The following is a 25,012-nucleotide window of genomic DNA, read 5'->3' on the forward strand; positions in this document are numbered from 1 at the left end:
GGACAGCAACGCCGAACATTTAGGGAGTTTCATGTTGAATAACGCTTTGGAAGCCTTCCTCGACCTGGCTGGCTTGAACCTTGATATCAAACCGCTGCACACGCTTTCTCCGGCCCAGGCACGGGCAACCTTCGAGTCGTCTTCGCAACGACTGCGCTGGCCCGTGCCTTGGGATCTGCGGGTCGAAGACCTGTCGGCTGTCGTGCGCGATGGCAGTTCGCTTGCGTTACGGCTTTACCGACCCTCGGTTGACGCGGGCGAGAACTTGCCAGTGGTGCTGTATTTCCACGGTGGGGGCTACGTGGTAGGCAGCCTGGACTCGCACGACGGCGTATGCCGAGAGCTTGCCGGGCGTACCCGTTGCGCGGTGCTTTCGGTCGGTTACCGGCTTGCCCCGGAACACCGGTTCCCGACGGCCCACGAGGACTGCGCAGACGCCGTGCAGTGGCTGGCGACCCAGGGGCGCCGCCTGGGGCTCGACCCGGCCCGGGTCGTGTTCGCCGGCGACAGCGCAGGTGCCACTTTGGCCGCTGCGCTGGCGATCGAAGCGGCAAGGCAGGGCCCGCAGGCGGCGATAACGCCTGTTGGCCAGCTGCTGTGCTACCCGATAACGGATGCAAGCTGCAAGCGTTCGTCGCACACCGTGTTCGGTGAAGGGTATTTGTTGGAAGACGAGACACTCGACTGGTTCTACGCGCAGTACGCGCAGTCCGACGAAGACCGCCGGGATTGGCGTTTCTCACCGTTGCTGGCGGATGAGCTTGCGGGGCTTGCACCTGCGATCATTCTGTTGGCAGGCCTGGACCCGCTGCTGGATGAAGGCAAGGCCTACGCGGCGCGGCTTGAGCAGGCCGGGGTGAACGTTGAATGTATCGTGGCAGAGGGCCTGACTCACGATCTGCTGCGAACACTGTCCATCGTGCCGGAAGTCACGGAGGTCTACGACCAGCTGGCCGTCGGCGTGCGCCGTTGGTTGCAGGCCGAAGGTACCGGCAGCCGATAACGCTGGCCGGGACGCAAAAAAATCCGATGCGCGTTTCCGGGCATCGGATTTTTTGCATTCAGGGCCAAGGTCAGCCCAGCGGCTTCAGTTTTCGTAGCGCAGGGTAAGGCCGAAGTTACGCGGTGCGCCGAAGTAGTTGCCCAGGTTGCTGTTAAAGACAGACGAATAGTACTTCTTGTCGAACACGTTGTTCAGGTTGAGTTGCACGCTCAAGTTGTTGTTGATCTTGTACTGCGTGTTGAGATCGACAAGGTTGTAGGCGCTCTGCTTCACATCGCCCAGGTAGATCTTGCTCTGATGGTAGACGTTGCCACCGACTCTCCAGTCCTGGAAGCGGCCAGGCAACTGATAGTTGGTCGAGACCTTGAACAGTCGTTGCGGGGCCGTTTCGGTCGAGTAGTCAGTACCTTTCTTGGCGCCGGCGACATACTCGGGATGGCTGTAGGTGTACCCCGCCATCACGTTCCACTGCGGCAGGACCTCACCCCCGACCTCGATGTCGAAACCACGGTTGCGTACCTTGCCGCCTTCCTCATAGCAGTTGTAGGCACCGCCTGGGCCACATTTCGCTGCTCCGTTGATCCTCTCGGGCATGTGGCTCTGGTCTACCTGGAAGAGCGCGATGGCGGTGTTGACGCGGCCACCCAGAAACTCGTTCTTGATCCCGACTTCGTAGTTGGTGCCGGTGATCGGGCTGAGCAAGTGGTTATCCACGCCATAGTTGGCTTGCAGTTGGTAGATTTCGGTGTAGCTGGCATAGACCGAGGTGTTGTCGGTGACATCGTAGACGATGCCGCCATACGGGATGATCTTGTTCTTTTCCTCGAACGGTTCCATCTCGTCCGGAGACTCGTACTTCACCGAGCTCAGGCGGCTGCCCAAAATCACATGCAGATCGTCGGTAGCGTTCAGGCGCGTCGCGGCATAAACCCCCTTGTCCTTGCGCACCGCCCGGTACTGCAAGCGCTCGCCACTGTAGGTAGGGGTGGCGACCAGGTGAGGGTCGAAATCGAGAATGTCGACGGTCGTGGGGTTGTCGTTGTAACGCGATTCGTTGATGAAGCGATCCTTGCGTGCCGTAGCACCGAAGACCAGCTCATGCTTGCGACCGAACAGGTCAAACGCACCATTGAGCGCCGCATCGAGGCTGATCTGCTCGTCGTCGTACTTGGTATCGTTGGTACGCAGTTGGAGCTGGTCGTTGCCCACGTTGGTGCCATACAAGGCAAGGAAGTCAGCATTGGACCAGGTCATGCTGCCGTTCACAGTCAGCTTCCAGTCCTCGTTGAATTCGTGCCGAACGTCGCCGAACACGGTGCGGTTGATCTTGTTCAGGTGTGCCCAGCCCGGCGCGAAGGAAGTCGATCGGGAGAAGGGGTAAAAGCTGCCGCTTTTCTGAGTTGGCAGGCCGCCCCAGTCATATCCGCCATTGTTGTCCTTCTGCAACACGGTACCCAGGCTGACCGTTGTCCAGTCGCTCAGGTCGGCTTCGCCGATCGCATAGAACAGCTGGTTGTCCTTGTTGGCCCTGTCCACGAAACTGTTGCCGGCACTGTAGAGCATGACCGTGCGCCCGCGAAGGGTGCCTTCGGCATTGAGCGGGCCACCAACGTCGATCTGGCCGCGGTAGTTGTCCCACGACCCTGCGCCGATCTCCGCCTTCATCTGGTAGGTATCGCCCGGGCGCTTGCGCACCAGGTTGATCGCTGCCGAGGGCGAGCCGGCGCCTTGCATCAGGCCGTTCGCGCCGCGAACGAACTCGACCCGATCATAGATCGCCATGTTGTTCACCGAAGTGACGTCCATGGAGAAGCTTTCCGAGATGCTGCTTGGCACACCGTCGTACTGCAGGTCGTTGACCTGGAAACCCCGAGAGAAGTAACGCGAACGCTCGGTACCGAAGTCCTTCACGGTATTGATACCGGTGGCAGCGCGCGCGACATCGTCGAGTGACTGCATGTTCTGGTCGTCCATCTGGCGACGCGTCACCACACTGACCGACTGTGGGGTTTCGCGAGGCGACAGGGCCAGCTTCGTTGCGGTATTGGTGGAACCGGTGATGTAAGACCCTGTTCCCTCGGTTGTGGCACCCAGGGTTCTGGACTGGATACTCGTGGCATCGAGCAGCATCGCGCTGCCACCTTCGTAGGCCGCCTGCAAGGTCAAGGTGTTGTCGCGCAACTGATAGCGCAAGCCACTTTCCCTGAGCAGCACGCGTACCGACTCATCCAGATTGTAGCGGCCGCTCAACGCACCTGAGCGCAGGTTCTGTACGGCATCGGGCTCATACAACACCTGCACGTCGGTCTGCTCCGCAAATGCCTTCAGCGCCGAGCTCAAGGGCTGTGCCGGGATATTCAAGGTCAGTTGCTGATCTTGCGCCTGGACGGCCAAGGGCAGGGCCAGGCTCAGGGCCAGTGCTGGCAGTTGGGCGTTGAATGCGCGTCGAAGGCCAAGCGCCCGGGTCAGGTGATTCAATCGAAGGTGGGTGGGCATTTCGGTGCTCGTTGTAGATGTTGAGTGGATAGGCTGGGCAGATCTTTTTTTAGGGTGACTAGGGGTATGACGCACGGCTGATGACAAACCGGAATGCAAATGTTTCGCTTTTATTGCATCAGGCGACGCACGCCTCGACGACCACCTTGCCGGCCGCCATGCGCACCAGCTGGTCGGCGACATCGAAATAGCGGTCATCGTGGCTGATGACGATGATTGTCTTGCCCAGGCGCTTCAGCTCGGGCAGCAGCTCGGTGTAGAAGATGCGCCGGAAGGTCGGGTCCTGGTCTGCAGCCCACTCATCGAACACCAGCACCGGGCGCTCTTCGAGCCAGGCATTGATCAGCGCCAGTCGCTTGCGTTGCCCGGTCGAGAGGTCGGTGGTGGTGAAGCTGCCGTCGCGGATGCTGACCTTGTGTGCGATTTCCAGCCTCTTGAGATAGACCTCGGCGCTCTCTGGCACCTGCTTGGCGCCCAGGAAGGGGTCGTCGAACAGGTAGTAATCGGAAAAGATGGTGGTGAAGAGCTGGCGATAATCGTCGCGATCCCGCGCGGTGATGGGCTGGTCGTTGATGCGAATCTCGCCTTGTTGCGGCGGGTACAGGCCTAGCAGCAGCTTGATCAGGGTGGTCTTGCCACAGCCGTTCTCGCCGACGATGAAGACGATATCGCCCTGGCGGATCTGCAGGTTTACCGGCCCCAGGGTAAACGGTGCGTTGCCGTCGACCGGAGGGAAGGCGAAGCGCACATCACGCAGCTCGAGGGTGCGCAAGGCGGGCAGCTGGCTGGCCTTGTCTTCGAGCAGCAGGTGCGGCTCTGGCGAGGAGAACCGTTCGGAGAGCTCGGCAACCCGGCGGAAGGCGATCTGGGCGCGGCTGATGATTGGCAGCGTGCCTATCAGGTATTCCAGTGGGCCTTTCATGTACAGCAGCACCAGGACGAAACCGCTCATGACCGCTTTGTCGCTGTTGGGCCATAACGATTGCAAGGCGAGCGCCAGGCCGATGACCACGAAGAACAGCATCGAGCCGAAGGTCTTGGCGATGACGAAGGTATTGATGGAGCGGATCTGGGTATCGCGAATCAGGTCGGCCGTGCCCTGGATGTTGCGGCTGAACATACGTTGGCGGCGAGCGCGGTGGATGCGCAGCTCCTTGGCGCCACCGGCGATCGCATTGTAGTGTCGTTGCAGCTCATCCTCGGCATCACGCGCCGCGACGAACCCCTGCATGCCCCGGGCCCGTGCGATGTACTGGACGACGGTGCCGAGGGCGATAGCGGTCAGGATCAGCAGGAACATGGGCAAGGACAGCATGGCCAGGTAGCCCAGGCAGCCCAGGGTGACGGTCAGGGCGATCGCCAGGGGCGCGAAGGCGAAGGCGAAATCGCTGATGGTGTCCACGTCATGCGTCAACACCGGGATCAGCCGATGGCTGCGATAGCGCTCGATTTGTTCGATGGGGGCCGACAGCACCTTCTCGCCCAGCGATTTGCGCAAGGCGGCAATGATGTGCTGGCCCACCCGGTTGCTACCGATGTCGGAAAACACCGAGCTGGCCAGGGCCACCAGGCAAAGCCCGGCGAAGCCCCAGACCACGCCTTGGGTCAGGCCGGAATCGTCGTGCAGGGCCCGGTTGATGGTGGCCAGCAGAAAGGTGATGCTGAGGCCGCCGACCATGCCCAGGATGACGGAAAGCGCGACGGTGTATTTAAACGGCTTGAGCAGGGCGAAGAGGTCCTGCACGGCGCCGCGGGTGGGCTGGGACATGATGTGCTCCTGAGTAGATCAGCCGACGCTGGCGGGGGGAGCAGCGCCTTGCGGGCGCTGCTGTTGGGTAGGTGTTAAACGAAGCCGCGGAGGGTGGATTTAGGCGGCTGACCTCAGCCGTGCATGACGTCAAGAAACGCCTTCAGGAAGGCCTGCATCTGCGCCGGTGTGCCGACACTGACACGCATCCACTGCGGCCACGCCTCGAATACCCGCCCGACCCGGATGTTGCGTTGCGCGAGTGCCTCGATCACAGGTTTGGCGGGGCGGCCGAGGGCCACCATGAAGCAGTTGGCCTGGGCGTCGGTGCAGCGGTAGCCGGCCTTTTGCAAGGCGTCGATCGTGTTCCGCAGAATGCCTCGATTGATGTGTTTTCGTTCACTGACCAGGTCTTCTTGTTGCAGGCTGGCAATGCCGCCCATGGCAGCGGCAAGTGGTACGAAGTTGTAGCCGTTCAGGCGTTGCAGGTCGGCGAGCAATGCTGGTTTGCCGACCACCAGCCCCAGGCGGGCACCAGCCATGCCATAGAGCTTGGAGAACGTTCTCAGGACCATGACGTTGTCATGGCTGACCGCCAGGTCCAGGCAGGAGGGCGCGTCGGTAAAGTGGATATAGGCCTCATCGATGATCGCCAGGCTGCCTGCCGGCTTGTGGGTGACCAGGTGCTCGATGTCGGCGCGTGGGGTCAGCGTGCCCGTGGGATTGTTCGGGTTGCACAGGTACAGCACCCCGGGTTGCCGGGTGGCGGCAAGCATGCCGCGTACGTCATGGGCGTGACGGGCATCGAGCGGCACCTCATGCACGGTTGCGCCGACAGCCCTGGCGCCATTGGCCACCGAGTCATAGGTCGGCGCGGCGGTGACCACGGTGCGGTTGTCTGCGTGGCGAGCCAAGGCGTACTGCAACGGCGAGCGGGAGCCGCAGAAGACGGCCACATGGTCTTCGGGGACCTGGTTTTGCCGGGCGAACAGCTCAGCCAGGCGGTATTCGTGTTCCGGAAAATAGTGCCCGCTCTGGCGAGCGCCCTGGTGCATTGCTTCGAGTGCCGAAGGGCAGGGGCCATACGGGCTCTCGTTGTAATCCAGGCGGATAATGGCGTCGTCCGCCGGTGGGTCGCTCGCGGCGCCCGCCGCCCAGGCGGGCATGGCGGGGGCGAGGCCGGTCAAGGTAGCGGCGGCGACGAAACGGCGTCTGCTCAAGGTGGGCATGGTCACTCTCCCTGTGGATTGTCAGTTGGGTTCACCGTCCTGAAGGGCGCGGGCTACCCGAAAGCCCAGCCAGTCGCCGCGCACGTCGGGTTCGCGCTCGTTGCGGTTGCCCGAGCGGGAGAAGATGGGCGGTTCCAGGTAGTCGTTGCCGCGAATCTGCCGGTGTGTGCAGGTACCACCGGTGGTCCAGGCGCTGCCGTCGGTGGGCGCGCCGACATAATCGGTATGCCAGCAGTCCTCGACCCACTCGTAGACGTTGCCATGCATGTCGTACATGCCGAATGCATTGGCAGGGAAGCTACCGACCGGTGCCGTGTAGGTGAAGCCATCACGCGGCCCGTAGGTGTTGGCATGCTTGCTGATCTGATAGTCCCCTTCCTGGTCGAAGGGGAACGGGAAGGGGCCGGTGGAGCCGGCGCGGCCGGCGTACTCGCGTTCGGCCTCGCTGACCATGCGGTAGGGCTTGCCGGTCTTCTTGGCGAGCCAGGCGATGTAGCCGCGCGCCTCATCCCAGGTCATGCAGACCGCAGGCTGCGTCGGGCCTTGCGGGTAGCTGGGCTTGCCGTTCTTGCACAGCCGCCCCGGGCGGTCGTCGCCGTCGGGCAGCACCGTGTGGGTTTCCTTGGCATAGGCCTGCCATTGCCCGGCAGTCACATGGAAGCGACTCATGGCGAAGGCCTTGGCGAAGGTCACGGTGTGCAACGGACCTTCATCGTCCTGTTTGCCCAGTTCGTCATCGGGGGTACCCATCACGTAGCTGCCGGCAGGCAGCACGACCATTTCCGGGCAATCCTTGCAGTCTTTGAAAACCTTGCCCGGTGCAGCCGGGTCGGCAGCGAGGGCTTCGAGCGACAGCGAGAGACAACCGAGGGCAATCAGTGAGGTCAGCCGTTTCATGGGTTTCCTTACGGGTAGTGGGCAACGGGAGGAGGGGCCGGCCTGGCGGCCTTCTGGGCGGCTTCCCACACACGCAGGAAGTTGGCGCCCCAGAGCTTGGCGATGTCTTCGTCGGAATAGCCACGCTGCATCAGTTCGGCAGTGACGTTGCGGCTCTGGCTGACATTTTCCCAGCCAACCACACCGCCGCCGTCGTTGAAGTCGGAACTGATGCCGACATGGTCGATACCGATCTTCTTCACCGCGTAGTCGATCGAGTCGACGTAGTCGGCCAGGGTCGCTTCGGGCTCGGCGCCGAGGATGTCGTAGAACGGCGTGAGGTATTCACCGAACTTTTTCTCCGACCAGATCGAGAACACCGGGTCGGTGGTGGTGCCCATCTGGGTCTGGTTCTGTACGTCTGGCAGGCCATACTTGGCGCGTAACGCGTTCATCTTTTCGATGGTCGGGCGCGAGAACGGCTTGAGGTAGTGGGAGTAGGCCACGATGTTGACCAGCCCGTCGGTGGCCTTGATGTGTGCCAGGTCCGCGTCGCTGAGGTTGCGGCGAATGTCCATCATGCCTTGCACCCCAGTGTGCGAGGCCATGACCGGTGCGCGGCTCAGCTGGGTGACCTGGGTCAGGGCCTGGCTGGACATCTGCGAGACGTCGATGACCACGCCAAGGTCGTTGAGCCGGGTGATGGCGCGACGACCGGTGTCGGAAAGACCGCCCAGCGGGTCGACCGAATCGCCCAGGAAGGGCAGGGGGCGCGCCGAGTCGACCCAGCTGTTGTTACCGACGTAGCCTGGCCCGAACACCCGCATGCCGCGTGCGGCCCAGTGGTCCAGCTTGTCGATGTCGTCGCCAAGGGGGGCGGCGTTGAGCAGGCTGATAATGATGGCGAACTTGCCTTCACTGACCAGTCGGCGGAAGTCGGCAGGGGTGTAAGCGATGCCGGCCTGCGCAGGGTAGTCCTTGGCGATGCTGGTGATGATCCGATAGCGAACTTCCAGTTCGTTGGCCATCGCCGCCTCGAACCCGGGTGTGGGGCGGTGCGGCCAATTGGGCCCACTCCAGAACTCCGGCCATGACCAGATTGCGATCGAGGCGCCGCTCAGGCGGCCTTTGGCGGCTTTCACCAGGTCGAACTGGGTCGGGCCGTCACGGTTTGCTTCCTCGCCATCGGTGCCATAGCTCAGCGGCACGTCAAGGTGCGCATCCAGGGCCGGGATGCGCGCCTGCAGGGCGTTGGCCCGCTGTTCGATTTCCCGGCCGTAGGGGTGTTTGGCAAGGTAGACCCAATACCACCAGGCGCCTGCGGCCGCCAGGAGCAAGAGCAGAAGGGCCAAAGCCCATGGCCATCTGCGCGAAAAAAAAGCCTGTTTCTTCATTGCGTACTCGACCGCCTGCACGACGGCCCCATGCCGTTCGAACTTGCTGGGTGAAACGAGCCGAGCCCAAGAGAATTTAGCAACCCTCTAAATCGCTCCCTCAACCATTCGTTTTCGCAGCAGGAGTCACGTCATGAGTACAGTGGATGAAAGTGTCACGTCGTAAGATCCTGGCGGGCCTGGTGGCCGCCGGTGTAGCACTGCCTGCCGGCTATTACGCACGGCAGGCGTGGCAGCGGGCCGAGGAAGTGGAGCTGAGCAGTGACGAGCCTGCGGTGCCGGTCGACGACCTGCCCAATGCGCTGTTGGGTGAACGCCTGGTCGGGATCTGGGACTGGCGCATGACGAGCGATCACCCGGCGCTGGCCGGGCTGGCCCGACCGCAGCAGCTGCTGCTCGACGTAGGGCAGGGTGCCCGTGCCGTGCGCGGCTACCTGGGTACTGCGCCCTATGGCGGTCAGGGTTTGCAGGTATACGGCCCGTTGGCTGCCGACCGGCTGCCGAAGGTGCAACTGAAGATGATGGCGGGTTCTGGCGAGGCCTATGACTGCGATGCCGTGCTGGATGAGATATGGGGCGACTGGAGCGAGGGGGGAGGCAGCGCGACCCTGAGTGGGCACGTACGCCTGGCAGGGACACAGGCGGGGCATTCCGGGGCGCAAGCGAGCTTTGTCGCCGTCCGCCGACCGTTCGTGCTGGCGCGTGAGCGGCTGCCGTACGTGGCGGCGCTGCACGAGGACCTGATTTCACCGCAGCGTCGCTACTATCACCAGCTCTGGCACGCCAGCCGCGATCGCTGGCACCGCATCGATGAATCCCGGCGGCAGATGGTGCGTGCGCTGGGTTGGCAGGTCGGCCCGTTGGGCAAGGAGCGCAACGCACGCGGGCATGATCGCCATCGCAACGGCTCCGGCGAGGATTTTCTGTTCATGCATCGGCACATGCTGCATGGCGTGCGCGAGGTCCAGGACCTGCGTTCCTGGGCAAGCCTGCCTGCGGCACGCCCATCGATCGGGCAGGGCGTTCAGGCGTTTTTCGATTACCTCGACAACCGCGACGGCTACAGCGTCCCGCCCAACTGGCAGGCGGCCGACGATGAAGCCTTCAGCCAGTGGCTGTACTACGTCAAAAGCAGCCAGGGGCTGCACGCCAACTTCCAGCTGTGGGAAGCCCAGCTGCATGATCCGCAATACCTCAGCACCCTGTGTCTGGGAGAGTTGGGTTCACGCATCGAATTGGGAATCCATGATTGGCTGCACATGCGTTGGGCATCCCTGGGGCGTGACCCGAACTCGGATTACCCGATGCCTTACGGGCGTCGCAACTACGATTTTTCCGAACGCTGGTTCCGCGCCGAGAACGACTTCCTCGGCGATCCGTTTTCCTCCCACGTCAACCCGGTGTTCTGGGCCTTTCATGGCTGGATCGACGACCGCCTGAACGATTGGTACCTGGCCCACCAGCAGGCGCACCCGGGGGAAGTGAAGCCGCAGATGATCGATGGTATTCCGTGGTTTGCGCCAGGGCGCTGGGTGCGTGTGGCCGAGCCTTGGCTGGGGCCTACGCGTGAAGGTTGCGGTGCCTGGGGGCTGGGCAATGGCGGCGGCACCGGGAAACTGGACATCGAGACCATGAAGCTGGCCTTGCAAGTCATTTTCAGCCCTGAAGAAGACGGCGATCGCCTGGCCGGCAGGGTGCCTCAGCGGCCTTGGTATGCCCGCCATCTGGCACCCGGCCCGCGACGTGACGGTTTGTAGCGTTGACAATTTTTGGCCGGTGTTGCAGCGGGTAGGGCTCCCGTCAGGGGGCTTGCCTACCTCGCTGTCATCAGTGTGTCCGACGCCGTCCAGCCGCCGCCCAATGCCTTGTAAAGCGCAACACTGGCCTGCAAACGCGCTTTGCGCAGCCGTACCCGTTCGGCCTGTGCTGTAAACAGGCTGCGTTGCGCTTCCAGCACGCTGAGCAGGTCTTCGGCCCCGGCCCGGTAGCGGTTCTCGGCCAGATCGAAGGCGCGTTGCGCCTGGTTGAGCGCTTCATGCTGCCAGTGTGTCTGGCGGTCCAGACCGTCGACGCTGTTCAAGGCCTTCTCGACTTCGCCGAAACTGGTGATCAGCACGTTGCGATAGGCCTCGAGCAGCTCGTCCTGGCGAGCGATGGCGCGATCACGCTCGGCGCGCAAGGCGCCATTATTGAAAATGGGCGCCGTCAGACCGGCACCGAGGTTGAGCGCCGGATTGCGCAGCAGGTCGATGGCTTTTCTGTCGCCAGTGGCCAGGCTGGCCGTCAAGCTCACCGTGGGGAACAGTGCTGCCCGCGCAACGCTGACATCCGCCTGAGCCGCAGCCAGGCGCGCCTCTGCGCCAGCGATATCCGGGCGACGCGTCAGCAGTTGGCTGGGAATACCGGCGGCAATGCTCGGGCCACTCAGTTGATCGAAAGGCTGATCGGCCAGTTCTAGCGCCTGGACCGGCACGCCAAGCAGGGTTGCCAGGGTGATCTGCGCATCGCGGGCCTCTTGTTGGTAGAGCGGCAACTGTTGTCGCTGGTTGGCCACAAGGCTCTCTTGCTGGGCCAGTTCCAGGGCAGTCGACGACCCGGCCTGGAATCGCGTGCGCACAAGGCTCAGGACCTTGTCGGCGTTTTCCAGGTTAAGCGCGGCGATGCGTGCCTGCTCGCGAGCGGCGAGGGCACTCAGGTAAGTATCGGCAACGCTGCTCGTCAGGCTCAGTTCGAGCGTGTCACGGTCACGTGCAGTGGCTTGCAGGCCAAGGCGGGCACTGTCACGCGCAGCGGCATTTTTACCCCAGAAGTCCAGCTCGTAGCTGGTCGTCAGGGCCGTGTTGAAGTAGCGGTAGGTCCGCTCGCGGTTCGACGTGTCCTGCTCGCTGTACCCTTGGCCTCGTAGCAAGCGCTGGTGATAGGCGTCGGCGCTGGCGTCGAGGCGCGGTAGCAGGGGGCCGCCGGCAATACGCAGGTCGGCCTGTGCCTGCCTGACCCTGGCCATGGCGGCGCGCAGGTCATGGCTGCCCTGGCGCGCCTGCTCGATCAGTTGGCTCAGTTGAGCGCTATTGAAAGTCGTCCACCACTGCGCGGAGGCCGCCGTGCCGCCAGCCGGACTTTGCCAGCTGGCAGGTGCAGCGATACCGCTGTCCAGTGGCGCAGGGGTGTGGCTGCAAGCACTCAGGATGGTCAGCAGCGGTAGCAGTAAAAACGGGGTTCTGGTCATGGTCATTCACTGGTCAGGGCGGCGACAGGGTCGAGGGCGGCGGCTTTGCGCGCAGGCATGAAACCGAAGATGACGCCCGTGGCTACCGAGCAGGCGAAGGCACCCACTATCGCCAGGGCAGAAAACGCCACGGCCACCTTGGCCAGGCTGAGAACCACGCCGATCAGCAACGCCAGGCAGACGCCAATCAGGCCGCCGGTCAGCGAAAGCACCACGGCTTCAGTCAGGAACTGGCGCAGGATGTCGCGCTGTCGGGCGCCGGTGGCAATGCGGATGCCGATTTCGCGGGTGCGTTCGCGGACGGTCATGAGCATCACGTTCATGACGCCGATCCCGCCGACCAGCAGCGAAATGGCGGCAATGGCGCCAAGCATCAGGGACAACCCGTTGCGTGTCGCCGCCTCGGCCTGGATCATCGCCGCGCTGTTGTCGATCTCGAAGTCTTCGATGCCACCGTGCAGGCTCAGCATCAGTTGGCGTATTGCGCGTTCGGTGTCATGCACCTGGGTGCTGTCGGCGGCACCGATGATCACGTATTCCGGGTGTTGCGTGCCGGAAAGACGTATGGAAACCGCTGAGTACGGCACGGCGATGCGCAGGTCGTTTCGCTGGTTGGCGCCACTGGAGCCTTTGCTGGCGAGCACGCCGATCACCTGGAAGGGCACGTTCTCGATGAGGATGTACTGGCCGATCGGGTCCTGGCCGTCAACGAACAGCTTCTTGCGCACCTCCGAGCCGATCACCGCCACGGTCGCAGCCGTGGCCAGGTCGTTGTCGGTAAAGAAGCTGCCTTCGCTGACGGGCCAGCTCATCAGCGTCGGGAACACAGGCGAATAGCCACCGATGGTCGACTCCAGGTCACGATTGCCAAAGCGCACCTGCGCTTCCACTGTCATGGCCGGCATGATGGACTTCACTTGAGGTAGCTCGGCCAGCGCCTGCACGTCGCTGAGGCGAACGTTGCCGGGCGGAGCGCGCGGTGTTGGAGGGGCACCGTTCATGAAGATGATGTTCGAGCCGAACGCGCCCATCTGGGCCATGACCTGGCGCTTGCTGCCTTCACCCACCGCCAGCATCACGACCACCGACGCGACGCCGATGATGATCCCCAGCAGGGTCAGCGCGGTGCGTGTGCGGTTGCTCCACATGACCCGCCAGGCGGCTTGCAGGGCGTCCCGGGTCTCGCCCAGCCAGGGGCTGCCCTGGCTGTCGGCACGCACCAGGCGCCCGGCCAGATCGACGGCTTGCAGCGCACCTGGGCGACGCGGTGGCGGCGCCTGGTCGGCGCCGCTGTCACTGATCACTTCGCCGTCGCGGATCTCGATGATGCGCTGCGCCCGGGCGGCCACATCGCGGTCGTGGGTGATCAGGATCACCACATGGCCTTGCTCGGCCAGTTCATCCAGCAGGCGCATGACCTCGGTGCCACTGTGGCTGTCCAGCGCACCGGTGGGCTCGTCCGCCAGGATGATGTGGCCGCCGTTCATCAATGCCCGGGCGATGGACACCCGTTGTTGCTGGCCGCCTGAAAGCTGGCGCGGGCGATTGCCGGTGCGCTCGCCCAGGCCCAGGCGTTGCAGCAGGGCCTTGGCCCTTTCGGCGCGCCGGGCCGCCGTGGTTCCGGCGTAGATCGCCGGCATCTCCACGTTTTCCTGCGCCGAGGCGGAGGGGATCAGGTGATAACCCTGAAACACGAACCCGAACGCTTCGCGGCGCAACCAGGCCAGTTCGTCATTGTTCAGGCCGGCAACATCCTGGCCGGCGAAGCGATAGTGCCCGGCGCTTGGGCGGTCGAGGCAACCCAGGATGTTCATCAGGGTCGACTTGCCAGAGCCCGAGGTGCCGACGATGGCGATGAACTCTCCGGCATGGACTTTCAGGTCGATGCCGCGCAACACATCGACCTGGGGGCTGTCGCCGCCGCCGTAGGATTTGCGGATGCCGACCAGCTCTATCAGCGGAGTGCTCATGTCAACCCTCACCGCCGACAGGGCCGATCAGCAGTTTGTCACCTTCCGCAAGCCCGTCGAGTATCTGCACGCGCAGGCGGTCGCTGAGCCCGGTACGTACCTGGCGCGTCTGCACGTCGCCTTTGCCGGTCAGAACATGGGCAGTCTGCAGCCCCTCGCCCTGGCCGCGTCCCTGAAGCGCCGCGATGGGCACGGTCAATACATCCTTGGCAGATCCGGCGACGAAGAACACTTGGGCAGTCATGTCGGCCATCAGCGCGTTGTCATCGTTGTCGACATCCAGCAGCACGGTGTAGAGCACCACGCGGCCGGTCCCGCTGCCGCTTGCCGTACCGGCGGCAACCGGGCTGCCGCCGCCCTGGCTGAGCTGATCCAGCGGTTTGGGCGGGATCGGCAGAATCTGCCTGACAGTGCTGGTCCAGCGCCTGCCGCCGCTGCCCAGGGTGGTGAAGTAGGCTTGCATGCCGGTCTTGACCTGGCCGATGTCGGCTTCAGAGACCTCGGCCCATACCGTCATCGGCGACAGCTTGGCGATCCGCAGGATCAGCGGGGTGCGTTGCTGCGCGTTCAGGGTTTGCCCTTCTCGTGCATCGACAGCCACCACGGTACCGCCGATCGGGGCGTAGATGCGGGTGTAGCCGAGCTGAGCCTGCGCGCTGCGCAACGTGGCCTGCGCCTGGAGAATCTGCGCCTCATACATGTCGATGCGCGCCTGGGTTGTCAGCACCTTGGCCTGGGCCGTCTGCACATCCTCTTCACGCGTGGCGCCGTCGCTGGCCATCCGCTGCTGGCGACGCAACTGCTGTTCGGCCAGGAGATGCTCGGCACGTTGCTCCTTGACCTGCGCTTTCAGGGTCTGGATGGCATAGCGCTCGGCATCCAGCTGGGCCTGTTGCGTGGCAGGGTCGATTTCCACCAGCAGTTGCCCCTGCTTGACGGTGTCACCGACTTCTACGTGCAACGTGCGGATCTGCCCGGAGGCCTGCGCGCCCACGTCGACGTACTGACGGGGCTGTAGGGTGCCCAGCGCGGTGACACTGGATTCGATGTTGCCACGGCTGACGCTGACGAACGGCCGCTGCTCGGCCTCGCCGGGCAACAGTTGCCAGGTGGCGAATGCGGCCACCGGAATAAGGCACAGCGCGAGCGTTACGGCACGACGGGTAAGGCGTTGAGGGATCATGCAGGATTTCCGACCATGAGAGGGCCGCTGTCACCAAGGATCAGCTAGGGAGGCTGCCGATTAAACGAAAGCGATCAGGGCGGATTTAGCGGGGAACGCGCGTTGCGGGCGTGGAAATGTAACAACGTCTTTAAGCTTGATGAGAATTATTATATTTTATGCGCCAGCGGTGCCATTACTTGGCCTGCAGCGGTCTTCTATCATCATCGGACAACAGGGAAAGCGCTTCGATGCCGTCTTCGGGTGTACTGCTCGAGCATTACTACCGTGAACTGGTCGGGTTCCTTCGTTCGCGTCTGGGTAGCCATCATGCTGCTGAAGATATCGCGCAGGAGGCGTATCTGCGGGTACTCGAGCGGTGTGACGACACGCAGATCTCCCATCCCCGCGCTTTCCTTTACCGCACCGCCCTCAACCTGGTCACCGATGGACATCGGCGCAACCAGCTTCGTCGCGCCGAGCCTCTGGAGGTTCTGGAAACCGATGAGCGATTCTTCGTCGCCCCCGTGCACGGCGCCTGTCGCCAGGAAGAGCGCCTGGAGTTGCTGCAGCGTGCAGTGGCGGAGCTGAGCGAAACCTGCCGGGCGTGCTTCTTGCTGCGCAAGCTCGAAGGCCTGTCACATGGGGAGATTGCCACGCGTCTGGGCCTGTCCAAGGCCATGGTGGAGAAGCACATCGTCAACGCCATGAAGCATTGCCGGCTGCGTATGCGTGAGTGGGCCGAGGCCTGAGCGTACGTTCGGCTTGTCGGCCCACTTTTCGATAGCGTCAGCTGCCTGACGAGGTACCGAATGTGAGGGTGCCCTTCATCATGGTGGAGTGGAAAGGGTAGGAGCAGAAGAACGCGTACGCCTGGCCTGCCTGCAGCATGCCGGTGTCGAAAGTGACCGAATCTTTTTCGCCGCCCCCGATCAGTCGGGTATGGGCGAGCACGCGCTTGTCGCCCGGCTGGAGGTAGTTATCGGCCTCACCTGCCGCAGCGCCATCGGTGGTCACGCCTTTGATGTCGTCCTTTTTGGCCAGCACCCAGTTGTGGCCCATGATATTCCTGGGCAGTGTGCCGGTGTGCAGCAAGTTAACGGTAAAGCGTTGGCAGGTCTGCGGTACGGTGATCGTTTTCAGGTCGTAGGTCATCTGGTCGGTACTGTGAATGTCTACCGAACAGGGCTCGGCGGACCATGCGACGCTGGACAGGGTCAGGGCGAAAAAGGCTAGGGCCGGGCGAAACATCTGGGTTCTCCGCGAATGTAAGAGGCGATGCCTTGGGGCATGAGCCTCCTTTAAACGAAGTGCGAGCGTCTGGGTTTAGGCGCGCGGTTACCTGCACGGCTTGACGGGGTGAGCGCAAGTGGCAAACCGGAGTACCGGGCTAAAGGCAAATGCAAATTCCGTCAGTCAATCACTTGATTTATGCGGCGTTCCCGACTTCTATCAAAGTAGACCGCTGCCAGGCATGGCCCTGACAGTAGCCTTAACGGGCGCAGTAAGGTCATGGAATGTACCCATTACCCAGCTGCCCAGGCCCGACCATGGCAAACAAGACCCTGCGCATTCTCATTGCCGATACCCACCCCTGCCAGCGGTTGCAGCTGGAGCGGCTGCTCAATGGCCTGGGCTACTACCGGATCGCCCCCGTTGACAGCTTCGAGGAGCTGCAGCGTTTGGTGCAGTGCGCCTTGCAGCCTTTTCACTTGCTGCTGGGCAATATCGAACTGGCCAGCCATGCCGGGGTAGACCTGGAGCGTTTTTGTCGCGTCAGTACACAGATCCAGCACGCCCTGCTTTACCATTCCAGCCAGTTGAAAGTGCCTGCGGTGCCGCAGGCCGAGCGCCAGGCGGTCAGCCTGAGCCTGCCGCAGGTGCCCGATAACGAGGCGCTGGAGTCATTCATGGCGATCATCGACGGGCCGATGCTGGTCGGCAAGTTGCCGCTGCCGGGCGCCATGCCGGCGGCTACCGCGCGGCCACGGCCGCGGGCCAACTTCGCGCACACGGTGTTCAACCGCTAGCGGTGCAGCAGGTGGGGCAACGGGGCAGCTATTTGCTATCCTCTTGCCCTTTGCCGATTTGCGGACCCTGCCATGACTGCCATCGATACCGCTCGCCCGCCCCGGTTCAGCCGCGGCGACCATCGGACCCTGGGCCTGGCGGCACTGGGTGGCGCGCTGGAAATCTACGACTTCATCATTTTCGTATTTTTTGCGCTGACCCTCAGCCAGCTGTTCTTCCCGCCCGAGATGCCAGAGTGGCTGCGCCTGCTGCAAAGCTTCGGGATCTTTGTCACCGGCTACCTGGCGCGGCCGTTGGGCGGCATCCTGATGGCGCACTTCGCCGACCACCTGGGGCGCAAGCGGGTGTTCAGCCTGAGCATCCTGATGATGGCCCTGCCGTGCCTGTTGATCGGGGTGATGCCGACCTATGCCGACATCGGCTATGCCGCGCCGTTGATCCTGCTGGCGCTGCGCATTCTCCAGGGCGCGGCAGTGGGGGGCGAGGTGCCGAGTGCCTGGACCTTCGTCGCCGAGCACGCGCCTGCCGGGCGACGCGGGTATGCCTTGGGCTTCTTGCAGGCCGGGCTGACCTTCGGCTACCTGCTGGGGGCACTGACCGCGACGTTGCTGGCGCAGGTGTTCACGCCGCAGGAAATCCTCGACTACGCCTGGCGCTACCCGTTCCTGCTGGGTGGCGTGTTTGGTGTGATTGGCGTGTGGCTGCGCCGCTGGCTTAGCGAAACACCGGTGTTCCTTGCCCTGCGTGCGCGCCAGGAACAGCCGGTGAAATTCCCGTTGCGGCGGGTGCTGGGCGAGCACCGCCGGGCGTTGATTCCGGCGGCATTGCTGACCTGTGTGCTGACCTCGGCCGTGGTGGTGCTGGTGGTGATCACCCCCACGGTAATGCAGCAACGCTTTGGCATGAGCGCCGGGCACACCTTCGCCCTGAGCAGCGTGGGTATTGTTTTCCTCAACATCGGCTGCGTGCTGGCCGGGTTGCTGGTCGACCGTGTAGGGGCTTGGCGTGCGCTGATGCTCTACAGCGTGTTGCTGCCGCTGGGGATCGGTGCGCTGTACGCCAGCCTGGTGGGGCAGTGGGAGATGACCTGGCTGGCTTATGCGCTGGCGGGGCTGTCCTGCGGCGTGGTCGGTGTGGTGCCGTCGGTGATGGTTGGATTGTTCCCGGCCGAGATTCGCGTGTCGGGCATTTCCTTCACCTACAACGTGGCCTACGCGCTGTGGGCCAGTACCACGCCGCTGGCGCTGATTGCGCTGATGCCGTGGAGCCCGTGGGTGTGTGTCGGGTTTTGTCTGATCATGGGCACGGTGGGGCTGCTGACAGCCTTGTATTTCGGGCGTCGGGAGCCATTGGCGTTCGCGGCGGAGCCGATGCCGATCATGTGTGGTGACAAATGAGCCGGTAACGGTCTTGGTGTATTGAGGCAGACTTCAAGGGCATTGAATCTTTCAAGGAGCTTGAAATGAAATGTCCCCTATGTGGAGGTGCGGAGCTAGAAGCGCAGTCTCAAGGCATGCCTTATCAATATAAAGGTGAGTCGACTGTCATTCCCGATGTGATTGGCGATTACTGTTCTGCTTGTGGTGAGGTAATTTTGACTCATGACGAAGCTACGCGCATTAGCGCTCTGATGTCGGCATTCGAACGCCAAGTCGATGATGTAGGTGTGTAATGCAGTTTGCTCGAGACTGCTTATATCGTGGGCGGTGCTGCCCAATCAGTTGAAGCAAAAAGCCCCCGGCTCGTGAGAACCGGGGGCTTTTTGTTGCCGCAAGGGCAGGGGCCTTACATGTTCGGGTAGTTTGGCCCACCCGCGCCCTCAGGGGTAACCCAGGTGATGTTCTGGGCCGGGTCCTTGATGTCGCAGGTCTTGCAGTGCACGCAGTTCTGCGCGTTGATCTGGAAGCGCTTGTTGCCGTCTTCCTGGGTGACCACTTCGTACACGCCTGCCGGGCAGTAGCGTTGTGCCGGTTCGTCGTACAGCGGCAGGTTGCTGGCGATCGGCACGTTCGGGTCGGTCAGCTTCAGGTGGCAGGGTTGTTCCTCTTCGTGGTTGGTGCTGGAGAGGAATACCGAGCTGAGCTTGTCGAAGCTGAGCTTGCCGTCCGGTTTCGGGTAGTCGATCTTTTTCGAGTCGGCCGCGAGCTTGAGGCAGGCGTAGTCCGGCTTGGTGTCGTGCAGGGTGAACGGCAGCTTGCCGCCGAACCAGTTCTGGTCCACATAGTTGAACGCGGCGCCCAGCAGCGGGCCGAACTTGTGCATGGCCGGGCCGAAGTTACGGCTGGCGAACAGTTCTTCGTACAGCCAGCTCGCCTTGAAGGCGCTGACGTAGCTGTTCAGCTGATCGCCGCCCTCGCTGCCGGCGAGCAGTGCGTCGGCCACCGCCTCGGCGGCGAGCATGCCGGACTTCATCGCCGTGTGGCTGCCTTTGATCTTGGCCACGTTCATGGTGCCCAGGTCACAACCGATCAGTGCGCCACCATTGAAGACCATTTTCGGCAGCGAGTTGATGCCGCCCTTGGCCAGGGCGCGGGCGCCGTAGCTGATGCGTTTGCCGCCTTCGAGGTACTGGCTGATCACCGGATGGTGCTTCAGGCGCTGGAACTCATCGAATGGCGACAGGTAAGGGTTGGCGTAGGACAGGTCGACAATCAGGCCGACCACCACCTGGTTGTTTTCCAGGTGATAAAGGAACGAACCACCGGTGTTGTCCTTGGCCATCACGTCCAGCGGCCAGCCAGCGGTGTGCACCACCAGGCCCTGCTCGTGCTTGGCCGGGTCGATTTCCCAGATTTCCTTCAGGCCGATGCCGTAGTGCTGCACATCGGACTCGCTGTCCAGGTTGAAGCGCTTGATCAGCTGTTTGCCGATGTGGCCACGGCAACCTTCGGCGAACAGGGTGTACTTGCCACGCAGCTCCATGCCCGGGGTGTACATGCCGTCTTTCGGGTTGCCTTCACGGTCCACACCCATGTCACCGGTGACAATGCCGCGCACCACGCCGTTTTCATCGAACAGCGCTTCCTGGGCGGCGAAGCCTGGGTAGACTTCCACGCCCAGGTTCTCGGCCTGCTGGGCCAGCCAGCGGCACAGGTTGCCCAGCGAGATGATGTAGTTGCCTTCGTTGTGCATGGTCTTGGGCACGAACAGGTCAGGCACCTTGGTGGCGCTGCCGGCATCCTTGAGCACGTAGATGTCGTCACGCTTCACTTCGGTGTTCAGCGGCGCGCCGAGTTCCTTCCAGTCGGGGAACAGCTCGTTCAGGGCGCGGGGTTCGAACACTGCGCCGGAGAGGATGTGGGCGCCCACTTCAGAGCCTTTTTCCACCACGCAGACGCTGATTTCGCTACCGGCTTCGGCGGCCTTCTGCTTCAGGCGGCAGGCGGCGGACAGGCCCGCCGGGCCGGCGCCGACGATGACCACGTCGAATTCCATGTATTCGCGTTCCACTGGTTCTCTCCTACTCATCAAGGCTCGTGCTGTTGCTTTGTCTTATGGGTGCTTGCGCGCAGTGGCTCATCACGGGAGCGGAACTGTAGCTGCGCAAATGACGGACTACACCGTTTTGTCTTGGCCGCGCATTATATCTACACCACTTGGCGGGTCCAATACAAACGTTTGTTTGAATTTGCCGCAGGCCAGTAAAATCACAGGAGCGCGGCTGGAGGGTGACCGATTTGCCGTATTGACCGGATGGGGTGTTACGGTCAAGATACGAGCGGTTTTACGTTCGCCGTAGGCTTGCAGCCGGGCGCAGGTACACCTCTAAAGACCAGGTGTGGAGCAGGGTTTTGCGGCCTTTGGCCGGTTTGTAGTGGAGTTTACACGCCACGACAGAAAATGACCCGTGAGTATTTGTCGCAATGGTCCGAACAAGACTGTTCGGTCACTGTGAAGTTATTGCCTCCCGATACGTTTTTAGAGGTGCCCTTGTACCCACGCGCATCGCAGGGCTCAGTCCCAGGCGACTATCTATTCACCGGAGAGTAACGAGGAATCCATGAAGGTTCTTGTAGCTGTCAAACGAGTGGTCGACTACAACGTCAAGGTTCGCGTAAAGGCGGACAACTCCGGCGTCGACCTTGCTAACGTCAAGATGTCCATGAACCCCTTCTGCGAAATCGCCGTGGAAGAGGCTGTCCGCTTGAAGGAAAAGGGCGTTGCGACCGAGATCGTCGTCGTTTCCGTCGGCCCGACCACTGCCCAGGAGCAACTGCGTACCGCCCTGGCCCTGGGTGCCGATCGCGCCATCCTGGTAGAAGCCGCTGACGAACTGAACTCCCTGGCTGTGGCCAAGGCGCTGAAAGCCGTTGTCGACAAGGAGCAGCCACAGCTGGTCATCCTCGGCAAGCAGGCCATCGACAGCGACAACAACCAGACCGGCCAGATGCTGGCTGCGCTGACCGGCTACGCGCAAGGCACCTTCGCCTCCAAGGTGGAAGTGGCTGGCGACAAGCTGAACGTCACCCGTGAAATCGATGGCGGTCTGCAGACCGTATCGCTGAACCTGCCAGCCATCGTCACCACCGACCTGCGCCTGAACGAGCCGCGCTACGCGTCGCTGCCGAACATCATGAAGGCCAAGAAGAAGCCGCTGGAGACCGTTACTCCGGACGCGCTGGGCGTTTCCCTCGCCTCCACCAACAAGACCCTGAAGGTTGAAGCCCCGGCTGCCCGCAGCGCTGGCATCAAGGTCAAATCGGTGGCCGAACTGGTCGAGAAGCTGAAGAACGAAGCGAAGGTAATCTAAATGACTATCCTGGTTGTCGCTGAATACGAAAACGGTGCCGTAGCCCCGGCTACCCTGAACACTGTTGCTGCCGCCGCCAAGATCGGTGGGGATGTGCACGTGCTGGTCGCTGGCCAGAACGTCGGTGGCGTTGCCGAATCTGCTGCCAAGATCGCTGGTGTGGCCAAGGTGCTGGTTGCCGATAACGCTGCCTACGCCCACGTGCTGCCAGAGAACGTCGCGCCGCTGATCAAAGAGCTGGCGAGCGGCTACAGCCACGTGCTGGCCCCGGCCACCACCAACGGCAAGAACATCCTGCCGCGCGTTGCCGCGCTGCTGGACGTGGACCAGATTTCCGAGATCATCTCGGTCGAGTCTGCCGACACCTTCAAGCGCCCGATCTACGCCGGTAACGCCATTGCCACCGTGCAGTCGAGCGCTTCGGTCAAGGTCATCACTGTGCGTACCACCGGCTTCGACCCTGTCGCCGCCGAAGGTGGCTCGGCCGCTGTTGAAGCTGTTGGTGCTGCGCACGACGCTGGCATTTCGGCCTTCGTTGGCGAAGAGCTGGCCAAGTCCGACCGCCCAGAGCTGACCGCTGCCAAGATCGTCGTGTCCGGCGGCCGTGGCATGGGCAACGGTGACAACTTCAAGCACCTGTACAGCCTGGCCGACAAGCTCGGTGCTGCCGTTGGTGCTTCGCGCGCTGCGGTTGACGCCGGCTTCGTGCCGAACGACATGCAGGTCGGCCAGACCGGCAAGATCGTTGCGCCACAGCTGTACATCGCCGTCGGTATCTCTGGCGCGATCCAGCACCTGGCCGGCATGAAAGACTCCAAAGTGATCGTTGCGATCAACAAGGACGAAGAAGCGCCGATCTTCCAGGTGGCCGACTACGGCCTGGTCGCTGACCTGTTCGAAGCGGTACCGGAGCTGGAAAAGCTGGTCTGATCCGCCTGCTTCACTTATAAAGAACCCGGCCCTCGTACAGGGGGCCGGGTTTTTTTGTGGTCTGTTCCGGCCCTATCGCCGGCAAGCCAGCTCCCACAGGCACTGCACTGTTCTCAGGGCTTGTGCGCTACCTGTGGGAGCTGGCTTGCCGGCGATAGGGCCGGGCCAAGCAATACAAGGAGTGAGCAATGGTGCTGCGTAAAGCAGGCAGGGTACTGGCATGCGTGGTGGTGTTGGTTTCGCCGCTGGCCATGGCGGCTGGCAAATGCGAACGCCTGGTGGCAACCGGCAGCCCTGATGCACCGCCCTATTCGTGGCAAGACCCACAAGACCCTAAACACCTGATCGGCGCCAACGTCGACCTGTTGCGTCAGGTGGCTGGCGAGCTGGGTGTAAAAGTCGAAGTACTGAGCGCAGGTCGCCGCGACCAGGCACTGGAGGAAGTGCGCAGTGGGCGCATGGATCTGTTGCTCGACACCCTCATGCAGGTGGAGCAATTGACCGCGCTGGACTACATCCACCCGCCGTTGCAGCTCAACGAGTACCTGGTGTGGACGCGTCATGATGCCCAGCTGACCTTCGATGGCCCGGCGGACCTGGCCAGGTATCAGGGCAGCTTGTCCGAGCGCGCACGGCTAACCCCGGCCTTCACCGCCTTCGCCAAGGCCCAGCTCAAGCTGGTGCCGGCGCAGAACCTTACCCAGGCCTTCCAGAAACTGGTGCTCGGCCAAGTGGACTACGTGCTGGCTGGCCGCTATTCAGGCATGGCCATGGTCCAGAGCCTGGGTATGAGCAATGACCTGATCGCCCGTGGCCTGCCGGTGGACCGGCCAGGCCTGTACCTGGCCCTTTCGCACAACTCGGCCTGCAATGACAGCTGGTTGCGTGGGCAATTGGCGAAAAAACTGACAGAATTGCCGATCTCCGGTGCGTCCGAGGCGGTCCTGCAACGAAATGTCGAGCGCTGGAAAGCGCAGTTGCAGGTGCCGGCGGACGCCCCCAAACACTAGGAAGATTGCGTGAGAACCCAACCACTAATCCTTGCCTTGGCCATGCTTGGCCTGGCTGGCTGCGCCAATGATCCGGCCCCTGACGAGCAGATGCGCATTTCCGAACAGGCCCTGGAGCAGGCCAAGGCCGTAGGTGCCACCGAGCAGGTCGAAACGCTGAAGCTGGCTGAAGACAAGCTGGCCCGGGCCAAGGCCAACATGCTGACCGAAGACTACCGCGATGCGCGTATGCGTGCCGAGCAGGCCGAGCTGGATGCACGCCTGGCCGAGGCCCAGGTGCTGAACCAGAAGAGCGAAGAGCAGCTGCAGCTGCTGCAGTCGCGGGTCAAGCGCCTGCGCAAGCAACTGGAGGTGCAGCCATGATCCGCCGTACGCCGTTGGCCGCGCTGGTAGTGCTGGCGCTGGCCGCAGGCTTGCAAGGCTGTGCCAGCCAGCGCAGTTCTGCAGCGCTGGATGAAGCCAGTGCCGCCTTCGCGAAGGTCAAGGATGATTCCGATGTGCTGCGCAGTGCGCCGCGTGATGTGATCCGCGCGGGCGAGTCGCTGGCCCGTGCCGAGCGTTTGTCCAGCTACATCGGCACCGGTTCCGATGTGCGCCATTACGCTTACCTCAGCCAGCGCTACAGCGAAATTGCCCGTGAGCATGCCAAGCTGGCGCTGAACCAGGAGCGCCAGACCAAGCTCGACCTGGAGCGCCAGCGCCTGCAGCTGGCCTTGCGCGAGGCCAAGCTGGCCAGCGTGCAGCAACAGGGCAAATGGGTCGAGTCGCAAATCGCGGCACTGGCCTCGGAGCAGACCGACCGTGGCCTGGTGATGACCTTGGGCGACGTGCTGTTCGATACCGGCCGTGCCGACCTGAAGAACTCGGCCAGCCGCACCGTACTCAAGCTGGTGCAGTTCCTTCAGCTTAACCCGCGTCGGGTGGTACGCATCGAAGGCTATACCGACAGCACCGGCGCGGCCGAGGACAACCTGAAACTGTCTCGCGACCGGGCGCAGGCCGTGGCTGACATGCTGGTGGACCTGGGCATCGACGAAAAGCGTTTGCAGGTCGAGGGCTATGGCGACCAGTACCCGATCGAGGCCAATGCCTCTGAGCGGGGCAGGGCGCAGAACCGTCGGGTGGAGATCGTGTTTTCGGATGACAAGGGGCGGCTCGCGCCAGCGCGCTGAATCTTGTGAAAAGGGG

The 25,012-nt window shown here is 62.8% G+C and carries 21 protein-coding genes; 11 read left to right on the forward strand and 10 right to left on the reverse strand.

The genetic code is table 11. The features are described 5' to 3' along the window. Positions 1 to 31 precede the first annotated feature (31 nt). Positions 32 to 1,003, forward strand: a complete 972-nt coding sequence (locus N436_RS06570; protein ID WP_104834268.1) for an alpha/beta hydrolase — start codon at positions 32 to 34, stop codon at positions 1,001 to 1,003. Positions 1,004 to 1,087: 84 nt separating this feature from the next. Here N436_RS06570 and N436_RS06575 read toward each other — a convergent pair whose 3' ends face one another. From N436_RS06575 to N436_RS06595, 5 genes are all read right to left on the reverse strand, one after another. Next, positions 1,088 to 3,499, reverse strand: coding sequence for a TonB-dependent receptor (locus N436_RS06575; protein ID WP_110740655.1), 2,412 nt, complete (start codon positions 3,497 to 3,499; stop codon positions 1,088 to 1,090). Between the two features lie 118 nt (positions 3,500 to 3,617). Next, positions 3,618 to 5,267, reverse strand: coding sequence for a cyclic peptide export ABC transporter (locus N436_RS06580; protein WP_105946480.1), 1,650 nt, complete (start codon positions 5,265 to 5,267; stop codon positions 3,618 to 3,620). 113 nt (positions 5,268 to 5,380) lie between these two features. Next, positions 5,381 to 6,475 (reverse strand): aminotransferase class I/II-fold pyridoxal phosphate-dependent enzyme, encoded by a 1,095-nt coding sequence (locus N436_RS06585; protein WP_110740656.1) that lies wholly within the window; start codon positions 6,473 to 6,475, stop codon positions 5,381 to 5,383. A 21-nt stretch (positions 6,476 to 6,496) separates the two neighbouring features. After that, the gene (locus tag N436_RS06590; RefSeq protein WP_105946482.1) at positions 6,497 to 7,372 is read right to left on the reverse strand and encodes a formylglycine-generating enzyme family protein; all 876 of its coding nucleotides are present in this window, start codon (positions 7,370 to 7,372) and stop codon (positions 6,497 to 6,499) included. Positions 7,373 to 7,380: 8 nt separating this feature from the next. Further along, the gene (locus N436_RS06595) at positions 7,381 to 8,745 is read right to left on the reverse strand and encodes a dipeptidase (RefSeq protein ID WP_177410270.1); all 1,365 of its coding nucleotides are present in this window, start codon (positions 8,743 to 8,745) and stop codon (positions 7,381 to 7,383) included. A 146-nt stretch (positions 8,746 to 8,891) separates the two neighbouring features. On the opposite strand from N436_RS06595, the gene N436_RS06600 reads away from it, so the two are divergent. Next, positions 8,892 to 10,502, forward strand: a complete 1,611-nt coding sequence (locus tag N436_RS06600; RefSeq protein WP_110740657.1) for a PvdJ/PvdD/PvdP-like protein — start codon at positions 8,892 to 8,894, stop codon at positions 10,500 to 10,502. Positions 10,503 to 10,558: 56 nt separating this feature from the next. Here N436_RS06600 and N436_RS06605 read toward each other — a convergent pair whose 3' ends face one another. The 3 genes from N436_RS06605 to N436_RS06615 are packed head-to-tail and all read right to left on the reverse strand — an operon-like array spanning position 10,559 to position 15,124. Continuing rightward, positions 10,559 to 11,977, reverse strand: coding sequence for an efflux transporter outer membrane subunit (locus N436_RS06605; RefSeq protein WP_105946484.1), 1,419 nt, complete (start codon positions 11,975 to 11,977; stop codon positions 10,559 to 10,561). Beyond that, the gene (locus N436_RS06610) at positions 11,974 to 13,941 is read right to left on the reverse strand and encodes a MacB family efflux pump subunit (protein WP_105946485.1); all 1,968 of its coding nucleotides are present in this window, start codon (positions 13,939 to 13,941) and stop codon (positions 11,974 to 11,976) included. The genes N436_RS06605 and N436_RS06610 overlap by 4 nt, the downstream gene beginning before the upstream one ends. A 1-nt stretch (position 13,942) precedes the next feature. Next, positions 13,943 to 15,124 carry an efflux RND transporter periplasmic adaptor subunit gene (locus N436_RS06615; RefSeq protein WP_060500796.1) on the reverse strand — a complete coding sequence of 394 codons (1,182 nt, stop codon included), beginning with the start codon at positions 15,122 to 15,124 and terminating at the stop codon, positions 13,943 to 13,945. Between the two features lie 230 nt (positions 15,125 to 15,354). Between N436_RS06615 and N436_RS06620 the strand changes: the two genes are divergently transcribed. Next, positions 15,355 to 15,855 (forward strand): sigma-70 family RNA polymerase sigma factor, encoded by a 501-nt coding sequence (locus N436_RS06620; protein WP_105946486.1) that lies wholly within the window; start codon positions 15,355 to 15,357, stop codon positions 15,853 to 15,855. 37 nt (positions 15,856 to 15,892) lie between these two features. Here the strand turns inward: N436_RS06620 and azu are convergent, their stop codons facing one another. Further along, positions 15,893 to 16,354 (reverse strand): azurin, encoded by a 462-nt coding sequence (gene azu / locus N436_RS06625; RefSeq protein WP_016711661.1) that lies wholly within the window; start codon positions 16,352 to 16,354, stop codon positions 15,893 to 15,895. A gap of 299 nt (positions 16,355 to 16,653) precedes the next feature. Between azu and N436_RS06630 the strand changes: the two genes are divergently transcribed. From N436_RS06630 to N436_RS06640, 3 genes are all read left to right on the forward strand, one after another. Beyond that, on the forward strand, positions 16,654 to 17,133 hold the full coding sequence (locus tag N436_RS06630) for a histidine kinase (RefSeq protein WP_105946487.1): 480 nt from the start codon (positions 16,654 to 16,656) through the stop codon (positions 17,131 to 17,133). Between the two features lie 72 nt (positions 17,134 to 17,205). Then, positions 17,206 to 18,531 (forward strand): MFS transporter, encoded by a 1,326-nt coding sequence (locus N436_RS06635; RefSeq protein WP_105946488.1) that lies wholly within the window; start codon positions 17,206 to 17,208, stop codon positions 18,529 to 18,531. 65 nt (positions 18,532 to 18,596) lie between these two features. Then, entirely contained in the window at positions 18,597 to 18,806 is a 210-nt protein-coding gene (locus N436_RS06640) for a type II toxin-antitoxin system MqsA family antitoxin (protein WP_105946489.1), read from the forward strand. Positions 18,807 to 18,919: 113 nt separating this feature from the next. Here N436_RS06640 and N436_RS06645 read toward each other — a convergent pair whose 3' ends face one another. Continuing rightward, the gene (locus tag N436_RS06645) at positions 18,920 to 20,602 is read right to left on the reverse strand and encodes an electron transfer flavoprotein-ubiquinone oxidoreductase (RefSeq protein ID WP_110740658.1); all 1,683 of its coding nucleotides are present in this window, start codon (positions 20,600 to 20,602) and stop codon (positions 18,920 to 18,922) included. A 532-nt stretch (positions 20,603 to 21,134) separates the two neighbouring features. Here N436_RS06645 and N436_RS06650 point away from each other — a divergent pair. From N436_RS06650 to N436_RS06675, 5 genes are all read left to right on the forward strand, one after another. After that, positions 21,135 to 21,884 (forward strand): electron transfer flavoprotein subunit beta/FixA family protein, encoded by a 750-nt coding sequence (locus tag N436_RS06650; RefSeq protein ID WP_016498683.1) that lies wholly within the window; start codon positions 21,135 to 21,137, stop codon positions 21,882 to 21,884. Continuing rightward, positions 21,885 to 22,814, forward strand: coding sequence for an electron transfer flavoprotein subunit alpha/FixB family protein (locus N436_RS06655; protein WP_110740659.1), 930 nt, complete (start codon positions 21,885 to 21,887; stop codon positions 22,812 to 22,814). Positions 22,815 to 23,002: 188 nt separating this feature from the next. Then, the gene (locus N436_RS06665; RefSeq protein WP_110740660.1) at positions 23,003 to 23,824 is read left to right on the forward strand and encodes an ABC transporter substrate-binding protein; all 822 of its coding nucleotides are present in this window, start codon (positions 23,003 to 23,005) and stop codon (positions 23,822 to 23,824) included. 9 nt (positions 23,825 to 23,833) lie between these two features. Then, positions 23,834 to 24,187, forward strand: coding sequence for a DUF4398 domain-containing protein (locus N436_RS06670; RefSeq protein WP_060500813.1), 354 nt, complete (start codon positions 23,834 to 23,836; stop codon positions 24,185 to 24,187). Then, positions 24,184 to 24,996, forward strand: coding sequence for an OmpA family protein (locus N436_RS06675; RefSeq protein ID WP_019096319.1), 813 nt, complete (start codon positions 24,184 to 24,186; stop codon positions 24,994 to 24,996). Before N436_RS06670 ends, N436_RS06675 begins: the two co-directional genes overlap by 4 nt. The last annotated feature ends 16 nt before the right edge of the window (positions 24,997 to 25,012 follow it).

This window comes from Pseudomonas sp. RV120224-01b (assembly GCF_003208145.1).
Classification (GTDB): domain Bacteria; phylum Pseudomonadota; class Gammaproteobacteria; order Pseudomonadales; family Pseudomonadaceae; genus Aquipseudomonas; species Aquipseudomonas monteilii.

Bases quoted from the DNA above. Each gene is read 5' to 3' on its own strand.
- N436_RS06600 (WP_110740657.1), top strand. From the start codon at position 8,892: ATGAAAGTGTCACGTCGTAAGATCCTGGCGGGCCTGGTGGCCGCCGGT.
- N436_RS06650 (WP_016498683.1), top strand. From the start codon at position 21,135: ATGAAGGTTCTTGTAGCTGTCAAACGAGTGGTCGACTACAACGTCAAG.
- N436_RS06590 (WP_105946482.1), bottom strand. From the start codon at position 7,372: ATGAAACGGCTGACCTCACTGATTGCCCTCGGTTGTCTCTCGCTGTCG.
- N436_RS06605 (WP_105946484.1), bottom strand. From the start codon at position 11,977: ATGACCATGACCAGAACCCCGTTTTTACTGCTACCGCTGCTGACCATC.
- N436_RS06640 (WP_105946489.1), top strand. From the start codon at position 18,597: ATGAAATGTCCCCTATGTGGAGGTGCGGAGCTAGAAGCGCAGTCTCAA.
- N436_RS06610 (WP_105946485.1), bottom strand. From the start codon at position 13,941: ATGAGCACTCCGCTGATAGAGCTGGTCGGCATCCGCAAATCCTACGGC.
- N436_RS06655 (WP_110740659.1), top strand. From the start codon at position 21,885: ATGACTATCCTGGTTGTCGCTGAATACGAAAACGGTGCCGTAGCCCCG.
- N436_RS06585 (WP_110740656.1), bottom strand. From the start codon at position 6,475: ATGCCCACCTTGAGCAGACGCCGTTTCGTCGCCGCCGCTACCTTGACC.
- N436_RS06580 (WP_105946480.1), bottom strand. From the start codon at position 5,267: ATGTCCCAGCCCACCCGCGGCGCCGTGCAGGACCTCTTCGCCCTGCTC.
- N436_RS06595 (WP_177410270.1), bottom strand. From the start codon at position 8,745: ATGAAGAAACAGGCTTTTTTTTCGCGCAGATGGCCATGGGCTTTGGCC.
- azu (WP_016711661.1), bottom strand. From the start codon at position 16,354: ATGTTTCGCCCGGCCCTAGCCTTTTTCGCCCTGACCCTGTCCAGCGTC.
- N436_RS06630 (WP_105946487.1), top strand. From the start codon at position 16,654: ATGGCAAACAAGACCCTGCGCATTCTCATTGCCGATACCCACCCCTGC.
- N436_RS06635 (WP_105946488.1), top strand. From the start codon at position 17,206: ATGACTGCCATCGATACCGCTCGCCCGCCCCGGTTCAGCCGCGGCGAC.
- N436_RS06645 (WP_110740658.1), bottom strand. From the start codon at position 20,602: ATGAGTAGGAGAGAACCAGTGGAACGCGAATACATGGAATTCGACGTG.
- N436_RS06620 (WP_105946486.1), top strand. From the start codon at position 15,355: ATGCCGTCTTCGGGTGTACTGCTCGAGCATTACTACCGTGAACTGGTC.
- N436_RS06570 (WP_104834268.1), top strand. From the start codon at position 32: ATGTTGAATAACGCTTTGGAAGCCTTCCTCGACCTGGCTGGCTTGAAC.
- N436_RS06615 (WP_060500796.1), bottom strand. From the start codon at position 15,124: ATGATCCCTCAACGCCTTACCCGTCGTGCCGTAACGCTCGCGCTGTGC.
- N436_RS06575 (WP_110740655.1), bottom strand. From the start codon at position 3,499: ATGCCCACCCACCTTCGATTGAATCACCTGACCCGGGCGCTTGGCCTT.
- N436_RS06665 (WP_110740660.1), top strand. From the start codon at position 23,003: ATGGTGCTGCGTAAAGCAGGCAGGGTACTGGCATGCGTGGTGGTGTTG.
- N436_RS06675 (WP_019096319.1), top strand. From the start codon at position 24,184: ATGATCCGCCGTACGCCGTTGGCCGCGCTGGTAGTGCTGGCGCTGGCC.